The sequence below is a fragment of the Streptomyces sp. NPDC001852 genome (assembly GCF_042891825.1).
Taxonomy (GTDB): domain Bacteria; phylum Actinomycetota; class Actinomycetes; order Streptomycetales; family Streptomycetaceae; genus Streptomyces.
The window spans coordinates 42,834-61,372 of the sequence record NZ_JBIATN010000036.1 but is presented as its reverse complement, the minus strand read 5'-3'; the positions used below and the strand labels follow the sequence as shown (position 1 = coordinate 61,372).

The following is an 18,539-nucleotide window of genomic DNA, read 5'->3' as shown; positions in this document are numbered from 1 at the left end:
CCCCCGCGCCGGCGGGGGGGGGGGGGGGGGGGGGCCCCCGGGGGGCGCGGGGGGGGGGGGGGGGGGGCCGGGGGGGGGCCCCCCCCCCCCCCGGGGGGGGCCCCCCCCGCCGCCGTACTCGTACCGAAGGGTGGCCTGCCCGGGGGTCACCCGCGCCGGCCGCCGTTGCCGTTCCCCTTGTTTCCGCCGTTCGTCTGCCCCTGGATGAAGTTGCCCGGGAGGGAGATGGTCGGGGTCGGGAAGGTGCCGCCGGTCGTGTCGCCCGTGGTGCCGCCGTCAGCCGTGCCGCCGGCCGTCAGTCCGCCGATCAGTCCGCCGATCCCGCCCGTGCCGGCCCCGTTCTTGCCCCCGTCGTTCCCCCCGTGTCCTTTTCCCTGGCCGTCCCCCTTTTTGTTGTCGTCGGGGATGTCGATCAGGTGGAAGTCCTCCACGGGTTGGCCGGTCAGCGCGCCGGTCATCATGTCGCGCCAGATGGGGCCGGGGACCTGGCCGCCGTAGACCTTGTCGTTCCAGACGCCGCCGATGCTGATGTTCTTCATCTGGCGCTTGTGGGCCGGGTCGCCGACCCAGACCGCGCCTGCCATGTTCGGGGTGTAGCCGACGAACCAGGCCGCGTAGCGCTCGTCCGTCGTGCCCGTCTTGCCCGCGCTCGGGCGGTTGTCGAGCCCGGCCTCCTGTCCCGTGCCGTCCTCGACCACGCCCTTGAGGATCGTGCTGATGGTGTCGGCCGTCTTCTCCGACATCGCGCGCGAGCAGGTCGACTTCGGCACCTGGAGGGACTTCTCCTCGCTGCCGACCTTCTGGGTGATCGACTCTATGGCGACCGGCGTGCAGTAGATACCGCGCGAGGCGAAGGTGGCGTACGCGTTCGCCATCGTCAGCGGCGACACCTCCTGGGTGCCGAGCGCGATGGAGGGTGCCTGCTCGATCGCCCGGCCGTCCGCACGGTGCACGCCCATCTTCTTCGCCATCTCGGTGACGGGGCAGATGCCGATGTCGCCGATCAGCTGCACGTAGTAGGTGTTGACCGACTTGGCGGTCGCCTCCTTCATGCCGTACGGGCCGTGCTCCGAGGCGTTCTCGTTCGTCAGCTTGGCGGGGTTGTTCGGGTCGTTGCGCCAGACCTTGCCGTCACACGCCGGCACCTGGCTCGGGTACGGCATCTCGTACGGCGACGGGTACTGCTGCGTCGGGGACTTGCCGCCCTCGATCGCGGCCGCCGCGACGATCGGCTTGAACGTCGAACCGGGCTGGTAGCCGGCGCCGCCGCCCATGTCCGAGTTGACCGAGAGGTTGATCTGCGTCTCGTTCTGGCCGAAGCCGTAGGGGCGGGACTGGCCCATGGCGAGGATCTTGCCGGTGCCGGGCTCGACGATGGTCGCGGCCGTCGCCACCGCGTCGGACTGGTAGACGTGCTTCCTGATGGACGCCTGTGCCGAGTCCTGCGCCTGCGGGTCGAGCGTCGTACGGATCGTCAGCCCGCCCTGGTTCCACAGCTTGGCCCGGGCCTCCTTGGTCTTGCCGAAGACCGGGTCGTTCAGGACGACGTCGCGGACGTAGTCGCAGAAGAAGCCGGCGCCCTTGACGGCGGTGATGCAGCCGTTCTTGGGCTGGCTCGGGTGCAGTCCGAGCGGCTGCTCCTTGGCCTGGTCGGCCTCCTTCTGGGAGATGTCGCCGACCTCCGCCATGCGCTGCAGCACGGTGTTGCGCCGCTTGGTGGCCTCCGCCTCGTCGTTGACCGGGTCGTAGCGGCTCGGGGACTGCACGATGCCGGCCAGCAGCGCCGACTCCTGGAGGTTCAGGTCCTTGGCGTGCTTGGAGAAGTAGCGCTGGGAGGCGGCCTCGACGCCGTAGGCCTGCTCGCCGAAGAAGGTGATGTTCAGGTAGTTCTCGAGGATCTTCTTCTTGCCCAGCTTCTCCTCGATCTGGATCGCGTACTTCAGCTCCTTGATCTTGCGACCGAGGGTCTGCTGGGTGGCCTCGGCGACCTTCGTCGGGTCGTCACCGGCCTCCTCGATGAAGTAGTTCTTCACCAGCTGCTGGGTGAGCGTGGAGGCGCCCTGGGCGACCCCGCCTTCCTGCGCGTTCTTGTTCAGGGCGCGCAGGACGCCCTTGAGGTCGATCGCGCCGTGCTGGTAGAAGCGGGAGTCCTCGATCGCGACGATCGCCTTCTGCATGTACGGCGAGATGTCCTTGAGGTCCACCACCGTACGGTCGCGGGAGTAGACGGACGCGATCTGCTGGCCCTGGCTGTCCAGGATGGTCGTGCGCTGACTGAGCTGGGGACTCTTGAGGTTGGCCGGGATCTCGTCGAAGCTCTGGACCGAACCCTTGGCCGCGAGGCCCAGCGCGCCGGCCGCGGGCAGCGCGATGCCCGCCATCAGGGCTCCGGCGAGCACACTGACACCGAGGAACTTGGCGGCCTGTTGCGTTGGCGACAGACCACCGCCCGAGCGCTTCTTTGGCATGGGGGCAGCCTAATCCGTACTGATGAGCGTTCCGAAAGAGCGACCGCATCACGGCACGGCAAAGCGGGACGCCCTACCTTCCCATTCGCCGGACACGCGCGCAGGCCTTGGCCTAAGCTGCTCTCAACTGTCACAGCAGTGCGGTCACGTAATCAATACGTCCGGCGACCCCGAATCGTTCCGGGTGTACCCCGTTTTTCCGGCGGGGGCGTGACCGTCTCCCGAGGGGGACGTGTCCGAATCCGCCTCGTGTGTCACTCGGCGCCCGTTGTGGCGCACCACAGCTGTCCCGGTTTGCCGGGATGGTCGCACATGTCGCCAGCTCACTCCCGCGGGTGATCTGCCGCTTACCCATAGTCCGTTCGGGCCATTCAAGATTGGGCCCGAAGGGGGTGTTGCGCTGTGCCCACCTTCCGTAACGTCCTCAACTGGCAGCGGTGAATATGCCGCTGCCGCCGTGGGGGAGCCTCGATTCGGGAGAGGACGGCGCCGGTATGGGCTGGGTAACCGACTGGAGTGCGCAGGCTGCCTGCCGCACTACCGATCCGGATGAACTGTTCGTTCAGGGAGCAGCGCAGAACAGGGCCAAGGCGGTGTGCACCGGATGCCCGGTACGCACCGAATGCCTGGCCGACGCGCTGGACAACCGCGTCGAGTTCGGCGTGTGGGGAGGCATGACGGAGCGGGAGCGCCGCGCACTGCTGCGCCGCCGGCCCACCGTGACCTCCTGGCGCAGACTGCTGGAGACCGCCCGCTTGGAGTACGAGCGCGGGACGGGCATCGTGCCCCTCGACAACGACGAGGTGTACGAGAACTACGCGGCGGTGAGCTGAGGGAGCCGCGGGGGGCGCGGGAAGCGCCGGTCCGGCCTACGCCTGGGGAAGCCACGACCGGCCTTGCGCCGCCCGTTCGAGACAGCCGAGACGCCCGGGGTTTTGCGCGTTCTGCGAGCTTTGCCTTGTCTGCGTGCCGCGCATGCAGGACCGCCACCCCGCGCGTACGACCATCGCTCGCGCGCGTACGTCGGCTCACCAGCGCTCGTGCGACTGCGTCACGCGTACGACAACCGCCCCGCGCGACGGGTGTCGGCACGCCTGCCGCCTGCAACCGCCCGCCCGACCGCGTACGACGGCCGCCCGCCGCACCTACGACCGCCCGCCCGTGCTTACCCACGCCCGCGCCGCGACGACCGGCCCGCCCGGCACCGCGCGCAAGCCCTGCGGCCCGGCCCGGCCCGCAGCCCTCGGCCTCTGGTCGGCAGCCGTCGGCCTTTGCCGTGCCGGCTACGGCAGTTCCGTCCGTCCTGTCGCGCCCGCGGCCAGCCGGGTGCCGATGTCGCGCAGGCCGACGAGGTCGTGGACGTCGCCGGGCAGCGCGGCTACTTCGACGACCGCCACCTCGGGGTGACGGGCGGTGAAGCGGTCACGCGTGCGCCGCTCGCGCGAGAGCAGCTGCATGCGATCGGCGTGCAGTCGCAGCAGACCCGCGGTGAGCCGGTCGACGGAGCGCTCCGTATCGGCGGGGGAGCCTTCTTCGGAAGCCGGGGCGTCGGTTGCGGCATCGGATGCGGGAGATCGCGAACTGCCGTATGGGTCGGGAGAGTTACGAAGTCCAGCTTTCCCGCCCCCCTGATCCACAATGCGGGGGTCCTCAAGATTTTCGGCGGCGGCGAGCGCCCGCTCGGCCGACAGCCGGCCGGCACCGCTGCCGTGCACCCGGTTCAGCACCAGGCCCACCAGTGGCATCTTCTCGGCGGCCAGCCGCTCCACGAAGTACGCCGCCTCGCGCAGCGCGTCCCGCTCCGGGGCCGCGACCACCAGAAACGCCGTACCGGGCGCCTGGAGCAGCTTGTACGTGGCGTCCGCGCGTGTGCGGAACCCGCCGAAGGTGGTGTCCATCGCGGCCACGAAGGTCTGCACGTCCTTCAGCAGCTGACCGCCCAGCAGCTTGCCGAGCGTGCCGGTCATCATCGACATGCCGACGTTGAGGAAGGCCATGCCCGCGCGTCCGCCGAGCTTGGCGGGAGCGGTGAGGAGGCGGATCAGGCGGCCGTCCAGGAAGGAGCCGAGCCGCTTCGGCGCGTCCAGGAAGTCCAGCGCGGAGCGGGAGGGCGGGGTGTCGACGACGATCAGGTCCCACTCGTCCTTCGCGCGCAACTGGCCCAGCTTCTCCATCGCCATGTACTCCTGCGTGCCCGCGAAGCCCGCCGAGAGCGACTGGTAAAAGGGGTTCGCCAGGATCGTGGCCGCCCGCTCGGGGTCCGCGTGCGCCTCCACGACCTCGTCGAAGGTGCGCTTCATGTCGAGCATCATGGCGTGCAGTTCGCCGTCGCCGTCGGTGCCCTTGACCCGGCGCGGGACGTTGTCGAGGGAGTCGATGCCCATCGACTGTGCCAGCCGCCGGGCCGGGTCGATGGTGAGCACGACCACCTTGCGGCCCCGCTCGGCCGCCCTCAGGCCGAGGGCCGCCGCGGTCGTCGTCTTGCCGACCCCGCCCGAGCCGCAGCACACCACGATCCGGGTCTTCGGGTCGTCGAGCAGCGGGTCGATGTCCAGCACGCGCGCGGGGGAGAGACCGTGGGCCTTCTCACGCGTTGCCTCGGCCGGGTCCGGACTCATGTCAACCCCTGCTTCCGCAGCTCGGTGGCGAGTTCGTACAGGCCCGCCAGGTCCATGCCCTCGGCGAGCAGCGGCAGTTCGCCCAGCGGCAGGCCCAGCTCGCCGAGGACCGCGCGCTGCTCCTGCTCCAGCGCGTACCGCTCGGCGTACTCGGCGGCCTGCCGCAGCAGCGGGTCCACCAGCTTCTCCGCGTTCCCGCCGCGCCGGGCACCGCCCAGACCCGCGGCCGAGAGCGCCTGTGCGAGGGAGGAACGCTCCACGGTCCGTACGAGTTCCAGGTCGGCCGCGTCCAACACCTGCGGCCGGACCATGTTCACGATGACCCGGCCCACCGGCAGCCGCGCCGCGCGGAGTTCGGCGATGCCGTCGGCGGTCTCCTGGACCGGCATCTCCTCCAGCAGCGTCACCAGGTGCACGGCCGTCTCCGGCGACTTCAGCACCCGCATCACCGCCTGCGCCTGATTGTGTATCGGGCCGATCTTCGCCAGGCCCGCCACCTCGTCGTTCACGTTCAGGAAGCGGGTGATGCGGCCGGTCGGCGGGGCGTCCATGACGACGTAGTCGTACGCGAACTTCCCGGAGCGGTCCTTGCGGCGCACGGCCTCGCACGCCTTGCCGGTGAGCAGGACGTCCCTGATGCCGGGTGCGATGGTGGTGGCGAAGTCGATCGCGCCGAGCTTCTTCAGGGCCCGGCCCGCGCCGCCCAGCTTGTAGAACATCTGGAGGTAGTCCAGAAGGGCCAGTTCGGCGTCTATGGCGAGGGCGTACACCTCACCGCCGCCGGGAGCGACCGCGATCTTCCGCTCCTCGTACGGCAACGCCTCCGTCTCGAAGAGCTGGGCGATGCCCTGCCGGCCCTCGACCTCGACGAGAAGCGTCCGCTTCCCCTCGGTCGCGAGGGCCAGCGCCAGTGCGGCGGCGACCGTCGTCTTTCCGGTCCCGCCCTTGCCGCTGACGACCTGGAGCCTGCTCACGCCTTCGAGACTAACCAGTCCGCCCGACACTCACGCGGGAGGCTGTGGATAACGCAGCTCACAGTCGGCCGCCCCGCCTGTGGACAATGCCGCCGGTGGTCGGCCGCCTGCCCCACCGGCCACAGCGGCTACAGTCGGCCCCATGACCAAGAAGTGGGAATACGCCACCGTGCCGCTGCTCGTCCATGCCACGAAGCAGATTCTGGACACCTGGGGCGAGGACGGCTGGGAGCTCGTCCAGGTCGTGCCCGGACCCAACAACCCCGAGCAGCTCGTGGCCTACCTGAAGCGGGAGAAGCAGGCATGAGCGCGGTCGAGACGAAGCTGGCCGAACTGGGGCTGACCCTGCCGGAGGTCGTACCGCCGCTGGCCGCGTACCAGCCGGCCGTGCAGTCCGGTGTGTACGTCTACACCGCCGGCCAGCTGCCGATGGTCGAGGGCAAGCTGCCGGTCACCGGCAAGGTCGGCGCCGAGGTCACCCCGGAGGAGGCCAAGGACCTGGCCCGCACCTGCGCGCTGAACGCGCTGGCCGCCGTGAAGTCCGTGGTCGGCGACCTGGACCGCATCGCGCGCGTGGTGAAGGTCGTCGGCTTCGTCGCCTCCGCGTCCGACTTCACCGGGCAGCCCGGTGTGGTCAACGGCGCCAGCGAACTGCTCGGCGAGGTCCTCGGCGACAAGGGCGTGCACGCCCGCAGCGCGGTCGGCGTGGCGGTGCTCCCGCTGGACGCGCCGGTCGAGGTCGAGGTCCAGGTCGAGCTCGCCCCGTGACCCAACCGCTCGCCCGGTGACCCACCACGGCAGCCCACCGCGACCCCTCTGACCTCGGGTACCTCTCGAACATTCGCCCTACACGGGATAGCCTCCGCCCATGGCGAACGGTCAGTGGTACCCCCCGGAGTGGCCGGACCGCATCCGCGCGCTCGCGGCCGGCACCCTCACCCCGGTGTCCCCCAGGCGCGCGGCCACGGTGCTGCTCCTGAAGGACACGCCGGACGGCCCCGCGGTCCACATGCTGCGCAGACGCGCCTCCATGGCCTTCGCCGGAGGCGCGTACGCGTATCCCGGAGGCGGCGTCGACCCGCGCGACGACGACCGTCTGGTGCGCTGGGCGGGCCCCACGCGCGCGTGGTGGGCCGAGCGGCTGGGCGTCGACGGGCCGGGCGCCCAGGCGATCGTCTGCGCGGCGGTGCGGGAGACGTACGAGGAGGCCGGTGTCCTGCTCGCCGGGCCCGACGCGGAGTCGGTCGTCGGCGACACCACCGGGGAGGACTGGGAGGCGGACCGGGCCGCGCTGGTCGCCCGTGAGCTGTCCTTCGCCGAGTTCCTGGACCGGCGTGGGCTGGTCCTCCGCTCGGACCTGCTCGGTGCCTGGACCCGCTGGATCACCCCCGAGTTCGAGGCCCGCCGCTACGACACCTGGTTCTTCGTGGCCGCCCTGCCCGAGGGCCAGCGCACCCGGAACGCCTCCACGGAGGCCGACCGCACGGTGTGGATCCGGCCCGCTCAGGCCGCCGCCCGCTACGACAAGGGCGAGCTGCTGATGATGCCGCCCACCATCGCCACCCTGCGCCAGCTGCTGCCGTACGCCACCGCCGCCGAGACCCTCGCGGCCGCCCCCGGACGCGACATGACGCCGGTGCTGGCCCGCGCCCGCCTCCAGGACGGCGAGATCGTCCTGTCCTGGCCGGGGCACGAGGAGTTCACGAAGCACATCCCGACGGCTCCGACGACGGGTGGAGGCCCCGCATGACCGACGCAAGCGCGCTGCCGGGCCAGCCCCGCGGCCGGGTGCTCTCCGGTCCCGCCACCGAACGGGCCGTCAACGTCCTCGCGCCCAACGCCTCCGCGATGACCCTGGACGGCACCAATACGTGGATCGTCGCCGAACCCGACTCCGACCTCGCCGTGGTGATCGATCCGGGACCCCTGGACGACGGCCATCTGCGCGCCGTTGTCGACGCCGCCGAGAAGGCCGGCAGGCGCATAGCGCTGACCCTGCTCACCCACGGTCACCCCGACCACGCCGAGGGCGCCGCCCGTTTCGCGGAACTGACCGGCACGCGCGTGCGTGCCCTCGATCCGGCGCTGCGCCTGGGCGACGAGGGCCTGGCCGCGGGGGACGTGATCACCGTCGGCGGCCTGGAGCTGAGGGTCGTACCGACGCCCGGACACACCGCGGACTCGCTGTGCTTCCATCTCCCGGCCGACCGGGCGGTGCTGACCGGCGACACCATCCTCGGGCGCGGTACGACCGTCGTGGCCCACCCCGACGGCCGGCTGGGCGACTATCTGGACTCCCTGCGCCGCCTGCGGTCCCTGACGGTGGACGACGGCGTGCACACCGTCCTGCCGGGCCACGGGCCGGTCCTGGAGGACGCCCAGGGCGCCGTCGAGTTCTACCTCGCCCACCGCGCCCATCGGCTCGCCCAGGTGGAGACGGCCGTCGAGGACGGCTACCGCACCCCGGCGCAGGTCGTCGCCCACGTGTACGCCGACGTGGACCGCTCCCTGTGGCCTGCCGCGGAGCTGTCGGTACGGGCCCAGCTGGACTACCTGAGCGAGCACGGGCTGATCTAGCCGGCCAGCGCCTTCTCGGCGGCGTCGAGGATGGTGCCGAAGGTGTGCGTGATCACCGGGCGGGCCAGGAACCGGGTGAGGGCGGCGCCCAGCAGGGGGAGCGGGATCTCCGCCCGGGTGGTCCACCGGACCAGGGTGCCGCCGTCCGTCTCGGTGAACGTCATACGCCCGAACTCGTGCCGGGCGGGCGGCACGCTGCGCTCCACGACGTACTCCGTTGCGTACGGCGGCTCGTAGCGGCTGATGCGCTCCCGGAACCAGCCGATCAGCCAGAGGTGGCTGCGGACCGCGCCGACGCCGTAGGGCGCGGCCTCGCCGTGCCGGGTGAGTCTGCAGCGCAGCACCAGCGGGGAGGCCGTGTAGTGGGTGGTCGTCGTGAGCCAGGCGAACACGTCGTCGATCGGGGCGTGGACGACGCGTTCCACGGTCATGGTCTCCATGTCTGCCGGCCTCCTCGGCCGAGTGCTCCTGTGCCGATCGCTCCTCTGTCGAGCGGGTGCACGACGTCGGCGCGGTCCAGCTTGTCCGGGTTGCGCATGCCGTACAGGCCGGTGATCCGGCCGTCCCGGATTTCGAACGCCACCAGCCAGTCCAGCGCGCCGCCGGTGAGGAACCGGGCCGCGGGCATGCCGTTGTAGCGGGCGGGCTCGATGCGGGCCGTCGTCGCGCTGGTGCGGTACACGCCGAGGACGAACCGGGCGACCTCCGCGCGCCCGGTGACCGGGCGGCGGGCGGCGGTGGCCTTCCCGCCGCCGTCGGAGATCACCACGACATCCGGCGCGAGCAGGTCCATCAGCGCCTGCACGTCACCGCCCGCGGCCGACTGCAGAAACCGTTCGACGACCTGCCCGGCGGCGGCGGAGTCGGGCTCGAAGCGGCGGCGCCGCGCGTGGACGTGACCGCGCGCGCGGTGTGCGATCTGCCGGACGGTGCCCTCGGCCCTGCCGATCGCGGCGGCGATCTCACCGTGCGGGTAGCCGAACACGTCGTGCAGGACGAACACCGCGCGTTCGGTCGGATTCAGCGTCTCCAGGACCAGCAGCATCGCCATCGACACCGACTCGGCCAGGACCACGTCCTCGCCGACGTCGGGCTGGGTACGGATCGGCTCCGGCAGCCATGCGCCGACGTACTCCTCACGCCGGGCCCTGACCGCGCGCAGGTGGTTGAGCGCCTGCCGGGTCACCGTGCGGACCAGGTACGCGCGCGCGTGCCCGACCGTGGCCGGATCGACCTCCCGCCAGCGCAGATAGCTCTCCTGCAGCACGTCCTCGGCGTCGGCGGCGCTGCCCAGCATCTCGTAGGCGATGGTGAACAGCAGCGGACGGTGCTCGGTGAAGGCGTCCTCGGCCATGATCAGCCCCGGCTCCTCTCTTCGGACGGCACTGAGACACTCCGGATCGGCGGACCGTGACACTCCCGCGCTGTGACTCGCCTCACAGTGCGATGCGTCCCTCGTCAGTCCTCCGGGCGCGGCGCCTTCACGCCGTGCACGCGCGCGTACTCGTCGGCGAGCCAGGGCCCGAGGTCGTCCACGTACGACCGCAGCACCTGCCGATCGCCGACGGGCTCGTAGCCGTACCGCGCCGCCGTGCGCAGCTGTGGGGCCCGCTCGGGGTAGTAGGTGCCGCACACCTCCGCCATCTCGCCGAGATCGCTGGTCCAGCCGTTCCAGCGGGGCATGACCAGCGTGAAGCCGGTGCGGACGAGGTGCCGTGACATGAAGCGCACGAAGCGCCGGCGGGCCTCCTCGGTGTCCTCGGCGTCGGCGATCCGCTGCCGCCAGCGAGGCAGCCACAGCGCCAGGTCGCCGTTGGTCTCGCGGGCGAGCAGGGAGTCGGGGCGGTAGCGCGGCAGGTGCTCGGCAAGGTCCTCACCGAGCAGCGGGGTGCACAGGCAGGCCACGAACCAGGCCAGGTCGTACCGCTCCAGGTCGCTCAGCACCCGGTCCCTGCCGTACAGCAGCGTGCCGACGCCGTCGATCTGCGGGAACTCCTTGTCGATCGCCTCACCGAGCGCCCGTACGGCGTCCCGGTCGGCGTCCGCCGGCTCGTCCCGGAGCGCGACGAACAGGTCCAGGTCGCTGCGGCCCACGCGCGCGGTGCCGCGCGGGATCGATCCGTAGAGGTAGGCGCTGTGCAGCCGGGCCCCGAAAAGCTCCGGCAGCGCGTCGCGGGCTGCGGCCACGACGGGACGGAAGACGCCGGGCACGCGCGCGAGGGAGCCTTCGCGCGCGATGAAGCCCTGGTCGTCGAGTCCGGGCCGACGGATCGTTTCAGCCATGGGGCCACTGTGCCGTCTGCGAGGCGGACGTGCGGCTCGTTTTCGGCGCGGCCGGCATCAGCGGGCCGGCCGGCGACGACAGTGGGGTCCGGCGGGTGAGAAGCGGACCCCGGTGTCGTACGGCAGAGATCGCGTCAGCGGGAACGCTTCGCCAGCCTCTCCACGTCCAGCAGGATCACGGCCCGCGCCTCCAGGCGGAGCCAGCCGCGCTGGGCGAAGTCCGCCAGCGCCTTGTTCACGGTCTCGCGCGAGGCGCCGACCAGCTGGGCCAGCTCCTCCTGCGTGAGGTCGTGGACGACGTGGATGCCCTCCTCGGACTGCACGCCGAAGCGGCGCGACAGGTCCAGCAGGGCGCGCGCCACGCGGCCGGGGACGTCGGAGAAGACCAGGTCGGACATGGCGTCGTTGGTCTTGCGCAGGCGGCGGGCGACGGCGCGCAGCAGGGCGCCGGCCACCTCGGGGCGGGCGTTGAGCCAGGGCTGGAGGTCGCCGTGGCCGAGACCGAGCAGCTTGACCTCGGTCAGCGCGGTCGCGGTCGCCGTACGCGGGCCCGGGTCGAAGAGCGACAGCTCGCCGATCAGCTCGCCGGGGCCGACGACGGCGAGCATGTTCTCGCGGCCGTCGGGGGAGGTGCGGTGCAGCTTGACCTTGCCCTCGGTGACGACGTACAGCCGGTCGCCCGGGTCGCCCTCGTGGAACAGGGAGTCGCCGCGTGCGAGGGTCACCTCACTCATGGAGGCGCGAAGCTCCGCGGCCTGCTCGTCGTCGAGAGCCGCGAAGAGCGGGTTGCGCCGCAGAACGTCGTCCACTGAGTTCTCTCCTTGTCGACCTGCTCAGGGGATCTTGCTCCCCCGAGTGCCAGGGGACCGTGTTCCCCATTTTGCCGGACGGTCCAAACAGTGTGATCTGTCACAAGGATGCCGCACAGGTGTCCCGAGGTAAGCGCCAGGGGTCCAATCGGGGGCCGATCGCCGGGGTCCGGGGCGGATGTCGGCGCCGGGCCTTAGGCTGGCCGGGTGTCCAAAACGCCGGTGAGAGCACGGGCCTAGGGGGCTTGGCGGGTGGTTGTACGTCGTGATTCCGCTGTGGGCGAACAGAGCTCCGGCGGCAGTAAGAAAACCGGAAAAACGGCAAAAAAGGCTGCGTCGGCCACGAAAGCCGCGTCGACGTCGACGGAGAAGGCAACGCCGGTCCAGAGGGCGGGCTCGGCCAAGAAGGCGGCCAAGAAGGCGGGCGCGGCCAAGAAGGCGGGCCCGGCCAGGAAGGTCGCCCCCGCCGAGAAGGTCGTGGCGACGGGGAAGGCCGTGGCCGTGAAGAAGGCGGCGCCCGTCAAGAAGGTCGCCGTGAAGCCACCGAAGGACGAGTCCCGCACCGCCCTGGTCCGCCGCGCCCGCCGCATCGACCGCGAGCTCGCCGAGGTGTATCCGTACGCCCACCCCGAGCTGGACTTCGACAACCCCTTCCAGCTGCTGGTCGCCACCGTGCTGTCGGCCCAGACCACCGACCTGCGCGTCAACCAGACCACCCCGGCGCTCTTCGCGAAGTACCCGACGCCCGAGGACCTGGCCGCCGCCAATCCGGAGGAGGTCGAGGAGATCCTGCGCCCCTGCGGGTTCTTCCGGATGAAGACCAAGTCGGTCATGGGGCTCTCCAAGGCCCTCGTGGCGGACTTCGGCGGCGAGGTGCCCGGCCGGCTGGAGGAGCTGGTCAAACTGCCCGGCGTCGGCCGCAAGACCGCCTTCGTCGTGCTCGGCAACGCCTTCGGGCGGCCCGGGATCACCGTGGACACGCACTTCCAGCGGCTGGTGCGGCGCTGGCAGTGGACCGAGGAGACGGACCCGGACAAGATCGAGGCCGCCGTCGGCGCGCTCTTCCCGAAGAGTGACTGGACCGACCTGTCGCACCACGTGATCTGGCACGGCCGCCGTATCTGCCACGCCCGCAAGCCCGCCTGCGGCGCCTGCCCGATCGCCCCGCTCTGCCCGGCCTACGGCGAGGGCGAGACCGACCCGGAGAAGGCGAAGAAGCTCCTGAAGTACGAGAAGGGCGGCTTCCCCGGCCAGCGGCTCAAGCCCCCGCAGGCCTACCTCGACGCGGGCGGCAGGCCGGCCCCGCCGCTGGGGGCCGCGTGACGGAACGATCTCGGGGTTCTCGGGCGTTGGACGGGCAGAGCGACGGGGGTGGCGATGGCGAGGACCAGTGAGACGCGGGGCGATGCGGTGACGCTGAGCAAGGAGGGGCTGCCGGAGTGGCTGGCGCCGGTGGTGCGGGCCGTCGAGACGGTCGAGCCGCTCCAGCTGAGCCGCTTCCTGCCGCCGGAGAACGGCTCCGGCCGCAAGTCGGCCGTGCTGATCCTGTTCGGCGAGGGTGAGCACGGCCCGGAGCTGCTGCTGATCGAGCGCGCCGGCTCGCTGCGCTCGCACGCCGGGCAGCCGTCCTTCCCCGGCGGCGCGCTCGACCCGGAGGACGGCGATCCGCACACCGACGGACCGCTCAGGGCCGCGCTGCGCGAGGCGGAGGAGGAGACCGGCCTGGACCCGTCCGGCGTCCAGCTCTTCGGCGTGCTGCCCGCGCTGTACATCCCGGTCAGCCGTTTCGTCGTCACACCCGTGCTCGGCTGGTGGCGCGAGCCCAGCCCGGTCGACGTCGTCGACCCGAACGAGACGGCGCGGGTCTTCACGGTCCCCGTGGCGGATCTCACGAACCCCGCCAACCGCGCCACCACCGTCCACCCCAGCGGCCACCGAGGCCCGGCATTCCTGGTCGAATCGGCCCTGGTGTGGGGTTTCACGGCCGGGGTGATCGACCGCCTGCTGCATTTCGCGGGCTGGGAGCGCCCCTGGGACAGAGAGAAGCAGGTCCCACTCGACTGGCGCGCATGACAGGGTGTCGTACGTGAACGTGCTGGACATCCTGTTGCTGGTCGCGGCCGTCTGGTTCGCGGTCGTCGGCTACCGCCAGGGCTTCGTCGTCGGCATCCTGTCGGTGATCGGGTTCCTGGGCGGCGGCCTCGTCGCCGTGTACACGCTGCCCGTCATCTGGGACGCCGTGACCGGCAACGCGGACGTCGGCACCACCGCCGCCGTGGTCGCCGTGGTCGTCGTCATCGTCTGCGCCTCCGTCGGCCAGGCCCTGACCACCCACCTCGGCAACAAGCTGCGCCGCTACATCACCTGGTCCCCGGCCCGCGCGCTGGACGCCACCGGCGGCGCCCTGGTCAACGTCGTCGCCATGCTGCTGGTGGCCTGGCTGATCGGCTCCGCCCTGGCCGGCACCACCCTGCCGACGCTCGGCAAGGAGGTCCGCGGCTCCAAGGTGCTCCTCGGCGTCTCCCGGGCGCTGCCCGCGCAGGCCGACACCTGGTTCGCGGACTTCTCCTCCGTCCTCGCGCAGAACGGCTTCCCCCAGGTCTTCAGCCCGTTCGCCAACGAGCCGATCAAGGACGTCCGGCCGCCCGACCCGGCCCTCGCGAACAGCCCGGTCGCCGTGCGCGCCCAGCGCTCCATCGTCAAGGTCACCGGCACCGCCCCCAGCTGCGGCAAGGTCCTGGAGGGCACCGGCTTCGTCTTCGCGGGCCGCCGGGTCATGACCAACGCGCACGTCGTCGGCGGTGTCGACGCGCCCACCGTGCAGATAGGCGGCGTGGGCCGCAAGTACGACGCCAAGGTGGTCCTGTACGACTGGAAGCGCGACATCGCCGTGCTCGACGTACCCGACCTGAAGGCGAACGCCCTCCAGTTCTCCGGGCAGGACGCGGCCGGCGGTGACGGCGCGATCGTCGCGGGCTTCCCCGAGAACGGCTCGTACGACGTGCGCGCCGCGCGCGTGCGCGGGCGCATCACGGCCAACGGCCCGGACATCTACCACCGCGGCACCGTCCGCCGTGACGTCTACTCGCTGTACACGACCGTCCGCCAGGGCAACTCGGGCGGCCCGCTGCTCACCCCCGACGGCCGGGTGTACGGCGTGGTGTTCGCCAAGTCCCTCGACGACGCCGAGACCGGGTACGCCCTTACGGCGGACGAGATCCAGCCCGACATCCGGCAGGGGCGTACGGCGAACGAGCAGGTGGGTACGGACAGCTGCGCGCTGTGAGCCCCCGGTCCCCGGGGGCTCCGTTCAGCCGCGCGGATGACGAAGGCGCACCGAGACCCAGCGGGCCCGTCGGCGCAGGATGCGCGGGATCCCCACGCGGAGGTCCCCTTCCGCGAGTTGTGGGGTGCCTCGCTGAGGCGTGCTCACACCGGCGGTCGCGCGGCGGTTGCGGGGTGCGTCACTGTAGTCGTGCGTCCAGCCCATACCCCGACGTGTGCCCCCGCCCGAAGGTCGATAACCGCCTGAGCGCCGCCCAATTGGCCTATGCGGCAGGCATGTGGCCGTTCGGCGGACAACTGTTCAGGAACCGGATACTCCGCGCATCGAACCGTCACCGCACGGTCACCGGCGTCCCTCACCGATACGAGTGAATGTCACCGGAGCGCGAGACCGGTGCGGGTGACGCTTCACCGGTCCGGCTCGGGGTCCTTGAGCCAGTTGACGAGCTCGGTGGAGAAGGCGGCCGGATCCTCCTCGTGCGGGAAGTGGCCGAGGCCGTCGAACAGGCGCCAGCGGTACGGCGCTTCGACGTACTCGCCCGAACCGGCCGCGCTGCGCGTGCGGGTCACCGGGTCCAGGGAGCCGTGCAGATGCAGCGTGGGCACCCGCACCGGCCGCTTCATCCTGCGGTTGAACTGGATGCCGTCCGGGCGGGCCAGCGAGCGCACCAGCCAGCGGTACGGCTCGATCGCGCAGTGCGCCGTCGACGGGATGCACATGGCCCGCTGGTAGGTCTCCACCGCCTCGTCCTCCGGTGACCGCGGCCCGGACCACTCCCGGATCAGCCGGCCCACCAGCGCCCCATCGTCCGCGGTGAGTTGACGCTCCGGAATCCACGGTCGCTGGAAACCCCAGATGTAGGAGTTGGCGGCCGTCTGCCGGGCGTCCCGCAGCATCGCCGCGCGCCAGCGCCGCGGGTGCGGCATCGACACCACGGCGAGCCGCCGGACGAGCTTGGGCCGCATCGCCGCCGCCGTCCACGCCAGATAGCCGCCCAGGTCGTGGCCGACCAGCGCCGCGTCCGGCTCGCCGAGCGAGCGGATCACGCCGGTGACGTCGAGCGCGAGGTTGGCCGGGTCGTACCCGCGGGGCGTACGGTCGCTGCCGCCGACGCCCCGCAGGTCCATCGCCACCGCCCGGTAGCCCGCGTCCGCGAGCGCGACCAGCTGGTGCCGCCAGGTCCACCAGAACTGCGGGAAGCCGTGCAGCAGCAGCACCAGGGGGCCGTCGCCGAGCTCGGCGATGTGGAAGCGCGCGCCGTTCGCGGCGACGTCCTTGTGGGTCCAGGGACCTTCGATCCGTACGACCGAGGGGGCGGGGTCCGTCATGACGACGAGCGTGCCACAGTCTCGATGGCCGCGGGGGCCCGGTCCTCGGGCAGCTCCACGCGCGGGTGCGGCTTGGCGTTCTGCAGCACGCCCGCCGTCTCCTTCATCGAGGCGGCCACCTTCTGCGGGCCCTGGCTCTTCTTGGCCTTCTTCGCGAAGAGCACGCCGATCAGCGCGAGGAGACCGGCGAGGACCGCGTTCGCCGCGAAGGACAGCACGAAGCAGATCGCCAGGTTCCAGCCGCTCCAGGTCCGGATGCCGTAGGCGAGGGCGAAGTTGAGCATCGGGAGCGAGAAGACGAGCAGCACCAGGGCCGCCGTGAACGCGCCGCCGCTGACCGCGCCGCGCTTGACGTCCTGCTTCAGCTGGGCCTTGGCCAGCGCGATCTCGTCGTGCACCAGCGCCGACAATTCGGTCGTCGCCGAGGCGAACAGCTGGCCGATGCTGCGTTCGGCGCCGACCGGGCTGCCGTCGGGTGCGCTCATCGCGTTCTCCCTTACGAGGTCTGTCGTGCCGCGGGCGTGCCGTGCCGTCGTACCGCTGTCGTACATCCGTCGTACTGCCGTCGTACGCGGTCGGCGGGCCCGCTCGTGTGGCCGTCTTGTTTTGTACCGTCTCGTCAGATCATGCCGGACGCTCGTCCTCCTCGCCTGCCCCGCCCGGTACTTCCTGAAGCCCGTGGCGCGCGGCGGAGGCCTTCTCGGCGGCGATCCGGCGGTGTTCGGCGGCCTTGCGCTCGTGGATCTCGGCCATGCGCAGGTGGTAGGCCGGGTCGTCCTGTTCGTAGACGTCCGGGATGCCGTCGAGGTCCTCGTCGCGCTCCTCTTCCTCGCACAGCCTGCGGTACTTGGCGTTGCGCATCTTCAGCAGCACCGTCGCGCACAGCGCCGCGAGGAGCGATCCGGTGAGGACGGCCGCCTTGACCTCGCCGGTGAGGACGGCGTCGCCGGCGAAGGCGAGTTCGCCGATGAGCAGGGAGACGGTGAAGCCGATGCCGGCGAGGGAGGCCACCGCGAAGACGTCGGCCCAGGCGAGGTCCTCGCTGAGGGAGGCCCGGGTGAAGCGGACGGTGAGCCAGGTGCCGCCGAAGATGCCGATCGTCTTGCCGACGACCAGTCCGAGCACCACGCCGAGCGTCTCGGGCTTGGTGAACACGTCCCCGAGCGCCCCGCCGGAGACCTTCACCCCGGCGCTGAACAGCGCGAACATCGGCACGGCCAGCCCGGCGGACAGGGGCCGCACCAGGTGCTCGATGTGCTCGCCGGGGGAGTGCTGCTCCCCCTCCCGGGTGGTGCAGCGCAGCATCAGGCCCATGGCCACACCGGCGATGGTGGCGTGCACGCCGCTGTTGTACATCAGCGCCCAGATCACCAGGGCCAGCGGCACGTACAGGTACCAGCCGCGTACGCCCTTGCGCAGCAGCAGCCAGAAGACGACCAGTCCGGCGGCGGCCCCGCCGAGCGCGGCGAAGTTCAGCCGGTCGGTGAAGAAGATCGCGATGATCAGGATCGCGAAGAGGTCGTCGACCACCGCGAGGGTGAGCAGGAAGGCACGCAGGGAGCTGGGCAGGGAGGTGCCGATGACCGCGAGGACGGCGAGCGCGAAGGCGATGTCGGTGGCGGTGGGCACCGCCCAGCCCCGCGGCGAGCCGTGCCCCGTGAGGCTGGTGAGGGCGTAGACGAGCGCGGGTACGGCCATGCCGCACAGCGCGGCCACCACGGGGAGTACGGCCGCCCTGGGATCGCGCAGGTCCCCGGCGATCAGCTCGCGCTTGAGCTCGATGCCGGCGACGAAGAAGAACACCGCGAGGAGGCCGTCGGCGGCCCAGTGGGCCACGGACAGGTTCAGGCCGAGCGCGCCGGGACCGAGGTGGAAGTGGCTGACGGACTCGTAGCTGTGGTGGAGGGCGGGGATGTTCGCCCAGACCAGCGCCGCGACGGCGGCGAGGAGCAGCAGGACACCGCCGACGGTCTCAGTCCGCAGCGCGTCCGCGACGAAGGCCCGCTCGGGCAGGGAGAGACGGCCGAGCGCCTTACGGGGGGCTTTCGGGGTGCGGGGCGCGGCCACGGCGGGGACCTCCGGGTCGTACGGCGATGATCACGCCGTCGCGCGGGGTCGCCGACGGCGTCGCCGACCAGACTTCCCGGCACACCCTGAGGCTGCCACTTTACCGGATTTTGACGCTTGATGTTAGTG

Annotated in this window: 19 protein-coding genes; 8 read left to right on the top strand and 11 right to left on the bottom strand. The window is 71.5% G+C overall.

Features of this window, described 5'->3' with window-relative positions:
• Window positions 1-146: 146 nt before the first annotated feature.
• Window positions 147-2,468 (bottom strand): transglycosylase domain-containing protein, encoded by a 2,322-nt coding sequence (locus ACFYZB_RS40360; protein WP_388766908.1) that lies wholly within the window; start codon window positions 2,466-2,468, stop codon window positions 147-149.
• A 494-nt stretch (window positions 2,469-2,962) separates the two neighbouring features.
• Here ACFYZB_RS40360 and wblA point away from each other — a divergent pair, with 494 nt between their 5' ends.
• Window positions 2,963-3,301, top strand: coding sequence for a transcriptional regulator WblA (wblA, locus tag ACFYZB_RS40355; protein ID WP_351210356.1), 339 nt, complete (start codon window positions 2,963-2,965; stop codon window positions 3,299-3,301).
• Window positions 3,302-3,751: 450 nt separating this feature from the next.
• Here wblA and ACFYZB_RS40350 read toward each other — a convergent pair whose 3' ends face one another.
• Together ACFYZB_RS40350 and ACFYZB_RS40345 are read right to left on the bottom strand one after the other, a co-directional pair.
• On the bottom strand, window positions 3,752-5,086 hold the full coding sequence (locus ACFYZB_RS40350) for an ArsA family ATPase (protein ID WP_388766907.1): 1,335 nt from the start codon (window positions 5,084-5,086) through the stop codon (window positions 3,752-3,754).
• A complete protein-coding gene (locus ACFYZB_RS40345; protein ID WP_351210352.1) occupies window positions 5,083-6,060 on the bottom strand; it encodes an ArsA-related P-loop ATPase in 978 nt (325 codons plus the stop codon). Before ACFYZB_RS40345 ends, ACFYZB_RS40350 begins: the two co-directional genes overlap by 4 nt.
• Before the next feature lie 142 nt (window positions 6,061-6,202).
• Between ACFYZB_RS40345 and ACFYZB_RS40340 the strand changes: the two genes are divergently transcribed.
• From ACFYZB_RS40340 to ACFYZB_RS40325, 4 genes are all read left to right on the top strand, one after another.
• A complete protein-coding gene (locus ACFYZB_RS40340; RefSeq protein WP_136744038.1) occupies window positions 6,203-6,367 on the top strand; it encodes a DUF4177 domain-containing protein in 165 nt (54 codons plus the stop codon).
• On the top strand, window positions 6,364-6,828 hold the full coding sequence (locus ACFYZB_RS40335) for a RidA family protein (protein WP_388766906.1): 465 nt from the start codon (window positions 6,364-6,366) through the stop codon (window positions 6,826-6,828). The genes ACFYZB_RS40340 and ACFYZB_RS40335 overlap by 4 nt, the downstream gene beginning before the upstream one ends.
• A 100-nt stretch (window positions 6,829-6,928) precedes the next feature.
• The gene (locus ACFYZB_RS40330) at window positions 6,929-7,810 is read left to right on the top strand and encodes an NUDIX hydrolase (RefSeq protein WP_388766905.1); all 882 of its coding nucleotides are present in this window, start codon (window positions 6,929-6,931) and stop codon (window positions 7,808-7,810) included.
• Window positions 7,807-8,637 (top strand): MBL fold metallo-hydrolase, encoded by an 831-nt coding sequence (locus tag ACFYZB_RS40325; RefSeq protein WP_388766904.1) that lies wholly within the window; start codon window positions 7,807-7,809, stop codon window positions 8,635-8,637. Before ACFYZB_RS40330 ends, ACFYZB_RS40325 begins: the two co-directional genes overlap by 4 nt.
• On the opposite strand, the gene ACFYZB_RS40320 is transcribed toward ACFYZB_RS40325, so the two are convergent.
• The 4 genes from ACFYZB_RS40320 to ACFYZB_RS40305 all read right to left on the bottom strand — a co-directional run bounded on the left by ACFYZB_RS40320 (window position 8,634) and on the right by ACFYZB_RS40305 (window position 11,729).
• A complete protein-coding gene (locus ACFYZB_RS40320) occupies window positions 8,634-9,077 on the bottom strand; it encodes an SRPBCC family protein (RefSeq protein ID WP_388766903.1) in 444 nt (147 codons plus the stop codon). The genes ACFYZB_RS40325 and ACFYZB_RS40320 overlap by 4 nt on opposite strands.
• The gene (locus tag ACFYZB_RS40315; protein WP_388766902.1) at window positions 9,065-9,991 is read right to left on the bottom strand and encodes an RNA polymerase sigma-70 factor; all 927 of its coding nucleotides are present in this window, start codon (window positions 9,989-9,991) and stop codon (window positions 9,065-9,067) included. Before ACFYZB_RS40315 ends, ACFYZB_RS40320 begins: the two co-directional genes overlap by 13 nt.
• 104 nt (window positions 9,992-10,095) lie before the next feature.
• Window positions 10,096-10,920, bottom strand: coding sequence for a nucleotidyltransferase domain-containing protein (locus ACFYZB_RS40310; protein WP_351210340.1), 825 nt, complete (start codon window positions 10,918-10,920; stop codon window positions 10,096-10,098).
• 134 nt (window positions 10,921-11,054) lie between these two features.
• Complete coding sequence (locus tag ACFYZB_RS40305) at window positions 11,055-11,729, bottom strand: Crp/Fnr family transcriptional regulator (RefSeq protein WP_014674022.1); 675 nt, start codon at window positions 11,727-11,729, stop codon at window positions 11,055-11,057.
• A gap of 276 nt (window positions 11,730-12,005) precedes the next feature.
• Here ACFYZB_RS40305 and nth point away from each other — a divergent pair, with 276 nt between their 5' ends.
• The 3 genes from nth to ACFYZB_RS40290 are packed head-to-tail and all read left to right on the top strand — an operon-like array spanning window position 12,006 to window position 15,015.
• Window positions 12,006-13,052 carry an endonuclease III gene (gene nth / locus ACFYZB_RS40300; protein WP_388766901.1) on the top strand — a complete coding sequence of 349 codons (1,047 nt, stop codon included), beginning with the start codon at window positions 12,006-12,008 and terminating at the stop codon, window positions 13,050-13,052.
• 54 nt (window positions 13,053-13,106) lie between these two features.
• Window positions 13,107-13,802 (top strand): CoA pyrophosphatase, encoded by a 696-nt coding sequence (locus tag ACFYZB_RS40295; RefSeq protein ID WP_351210335.1) that lies wholly within the window; start codon window positions 13,107-13,109, stop codon window positions 13,800-13,802.
• Between the two features lie 13 nt (window positions 13,803-13,815).
• Window positions 13,816-15,015, top strand: coding sequence for a MarP family serine protease (locus tag ACFYZB_RS40290; RefSeq protein WP_351210333.1), 1,200 nt, complete (start codon window positions 13,816-13,818; stop codon window positions 15,013-15,015).
• Window positions 15,016-15,039: 24 nt separating this feature from the next.
• Here the strand turns inward: ACFYZB_RS40290 and ACFYZB_RS40285 are convergent, their stop codons facing one another.
• The 4 genes from ACFYZB_RS40285 to nhaA all read right to left on the bottom strand — a co-directional run bounded on the left by ACFYZB_RS40285 (window position 15,040) and on the right by nhaA (window position 18,410).
• Window positions 15,040-15,219 carry a hypothetical protein gene (locus tag ACFYZB_RS40285; protein ID WP_351210331.1) on the bottom strand — a complete coding sequence of 60 codons (180 nt, stop codon included), beginning with the start codon at window positions 15,217-15,219 and terminating at the stop codon, window positions 15,040-15,042.
• Window positions 15,220-15,422: 203 nt separating this feature from the next.
• The gene (locus ACFYZB_RS40280; RefSeq protein WP_351210329.1) at window positions 15,423-16,343 is read right to left on the bottom strand and encodes an alpha/beta hydrolase; all 921 of its coding nucleotides are present in this window, start codon (window positions 16,341-16,343) and stop codon (window positions 15,423-15,425) included.
• Window positions 16,340-16,828, bottom strand: a complete 489-nt coding sequence (locus ACFYZB_RS40275; protein ID WP_388766900.1) for a phage holin family protein — start codon at window positions 16,826-16,828, stop codon at window positions 16,340-16,342. Before ACFYZB_RS40275 ends, ACFYZB_RS40280 begins: the two co-directional genes overlap by 4 nt.
• Before the next feature lie 139 nt (window positions 16,829-16,967).
• Window positions 16,968-18,410, bottom strand: a complete 1,443-nt coding sequence (nhaA, locus tag ACFYZB_RS40270; RefSeq protein WP_388766899.1) for a Na+/H+ antiporter NhaA — start codon at window positions 18,408-18,410, stop codon at window positions 16,968-16,970.
• Between the last annotated feature and the right edge of the window lie 129 nt (window positions 18,411-18,539).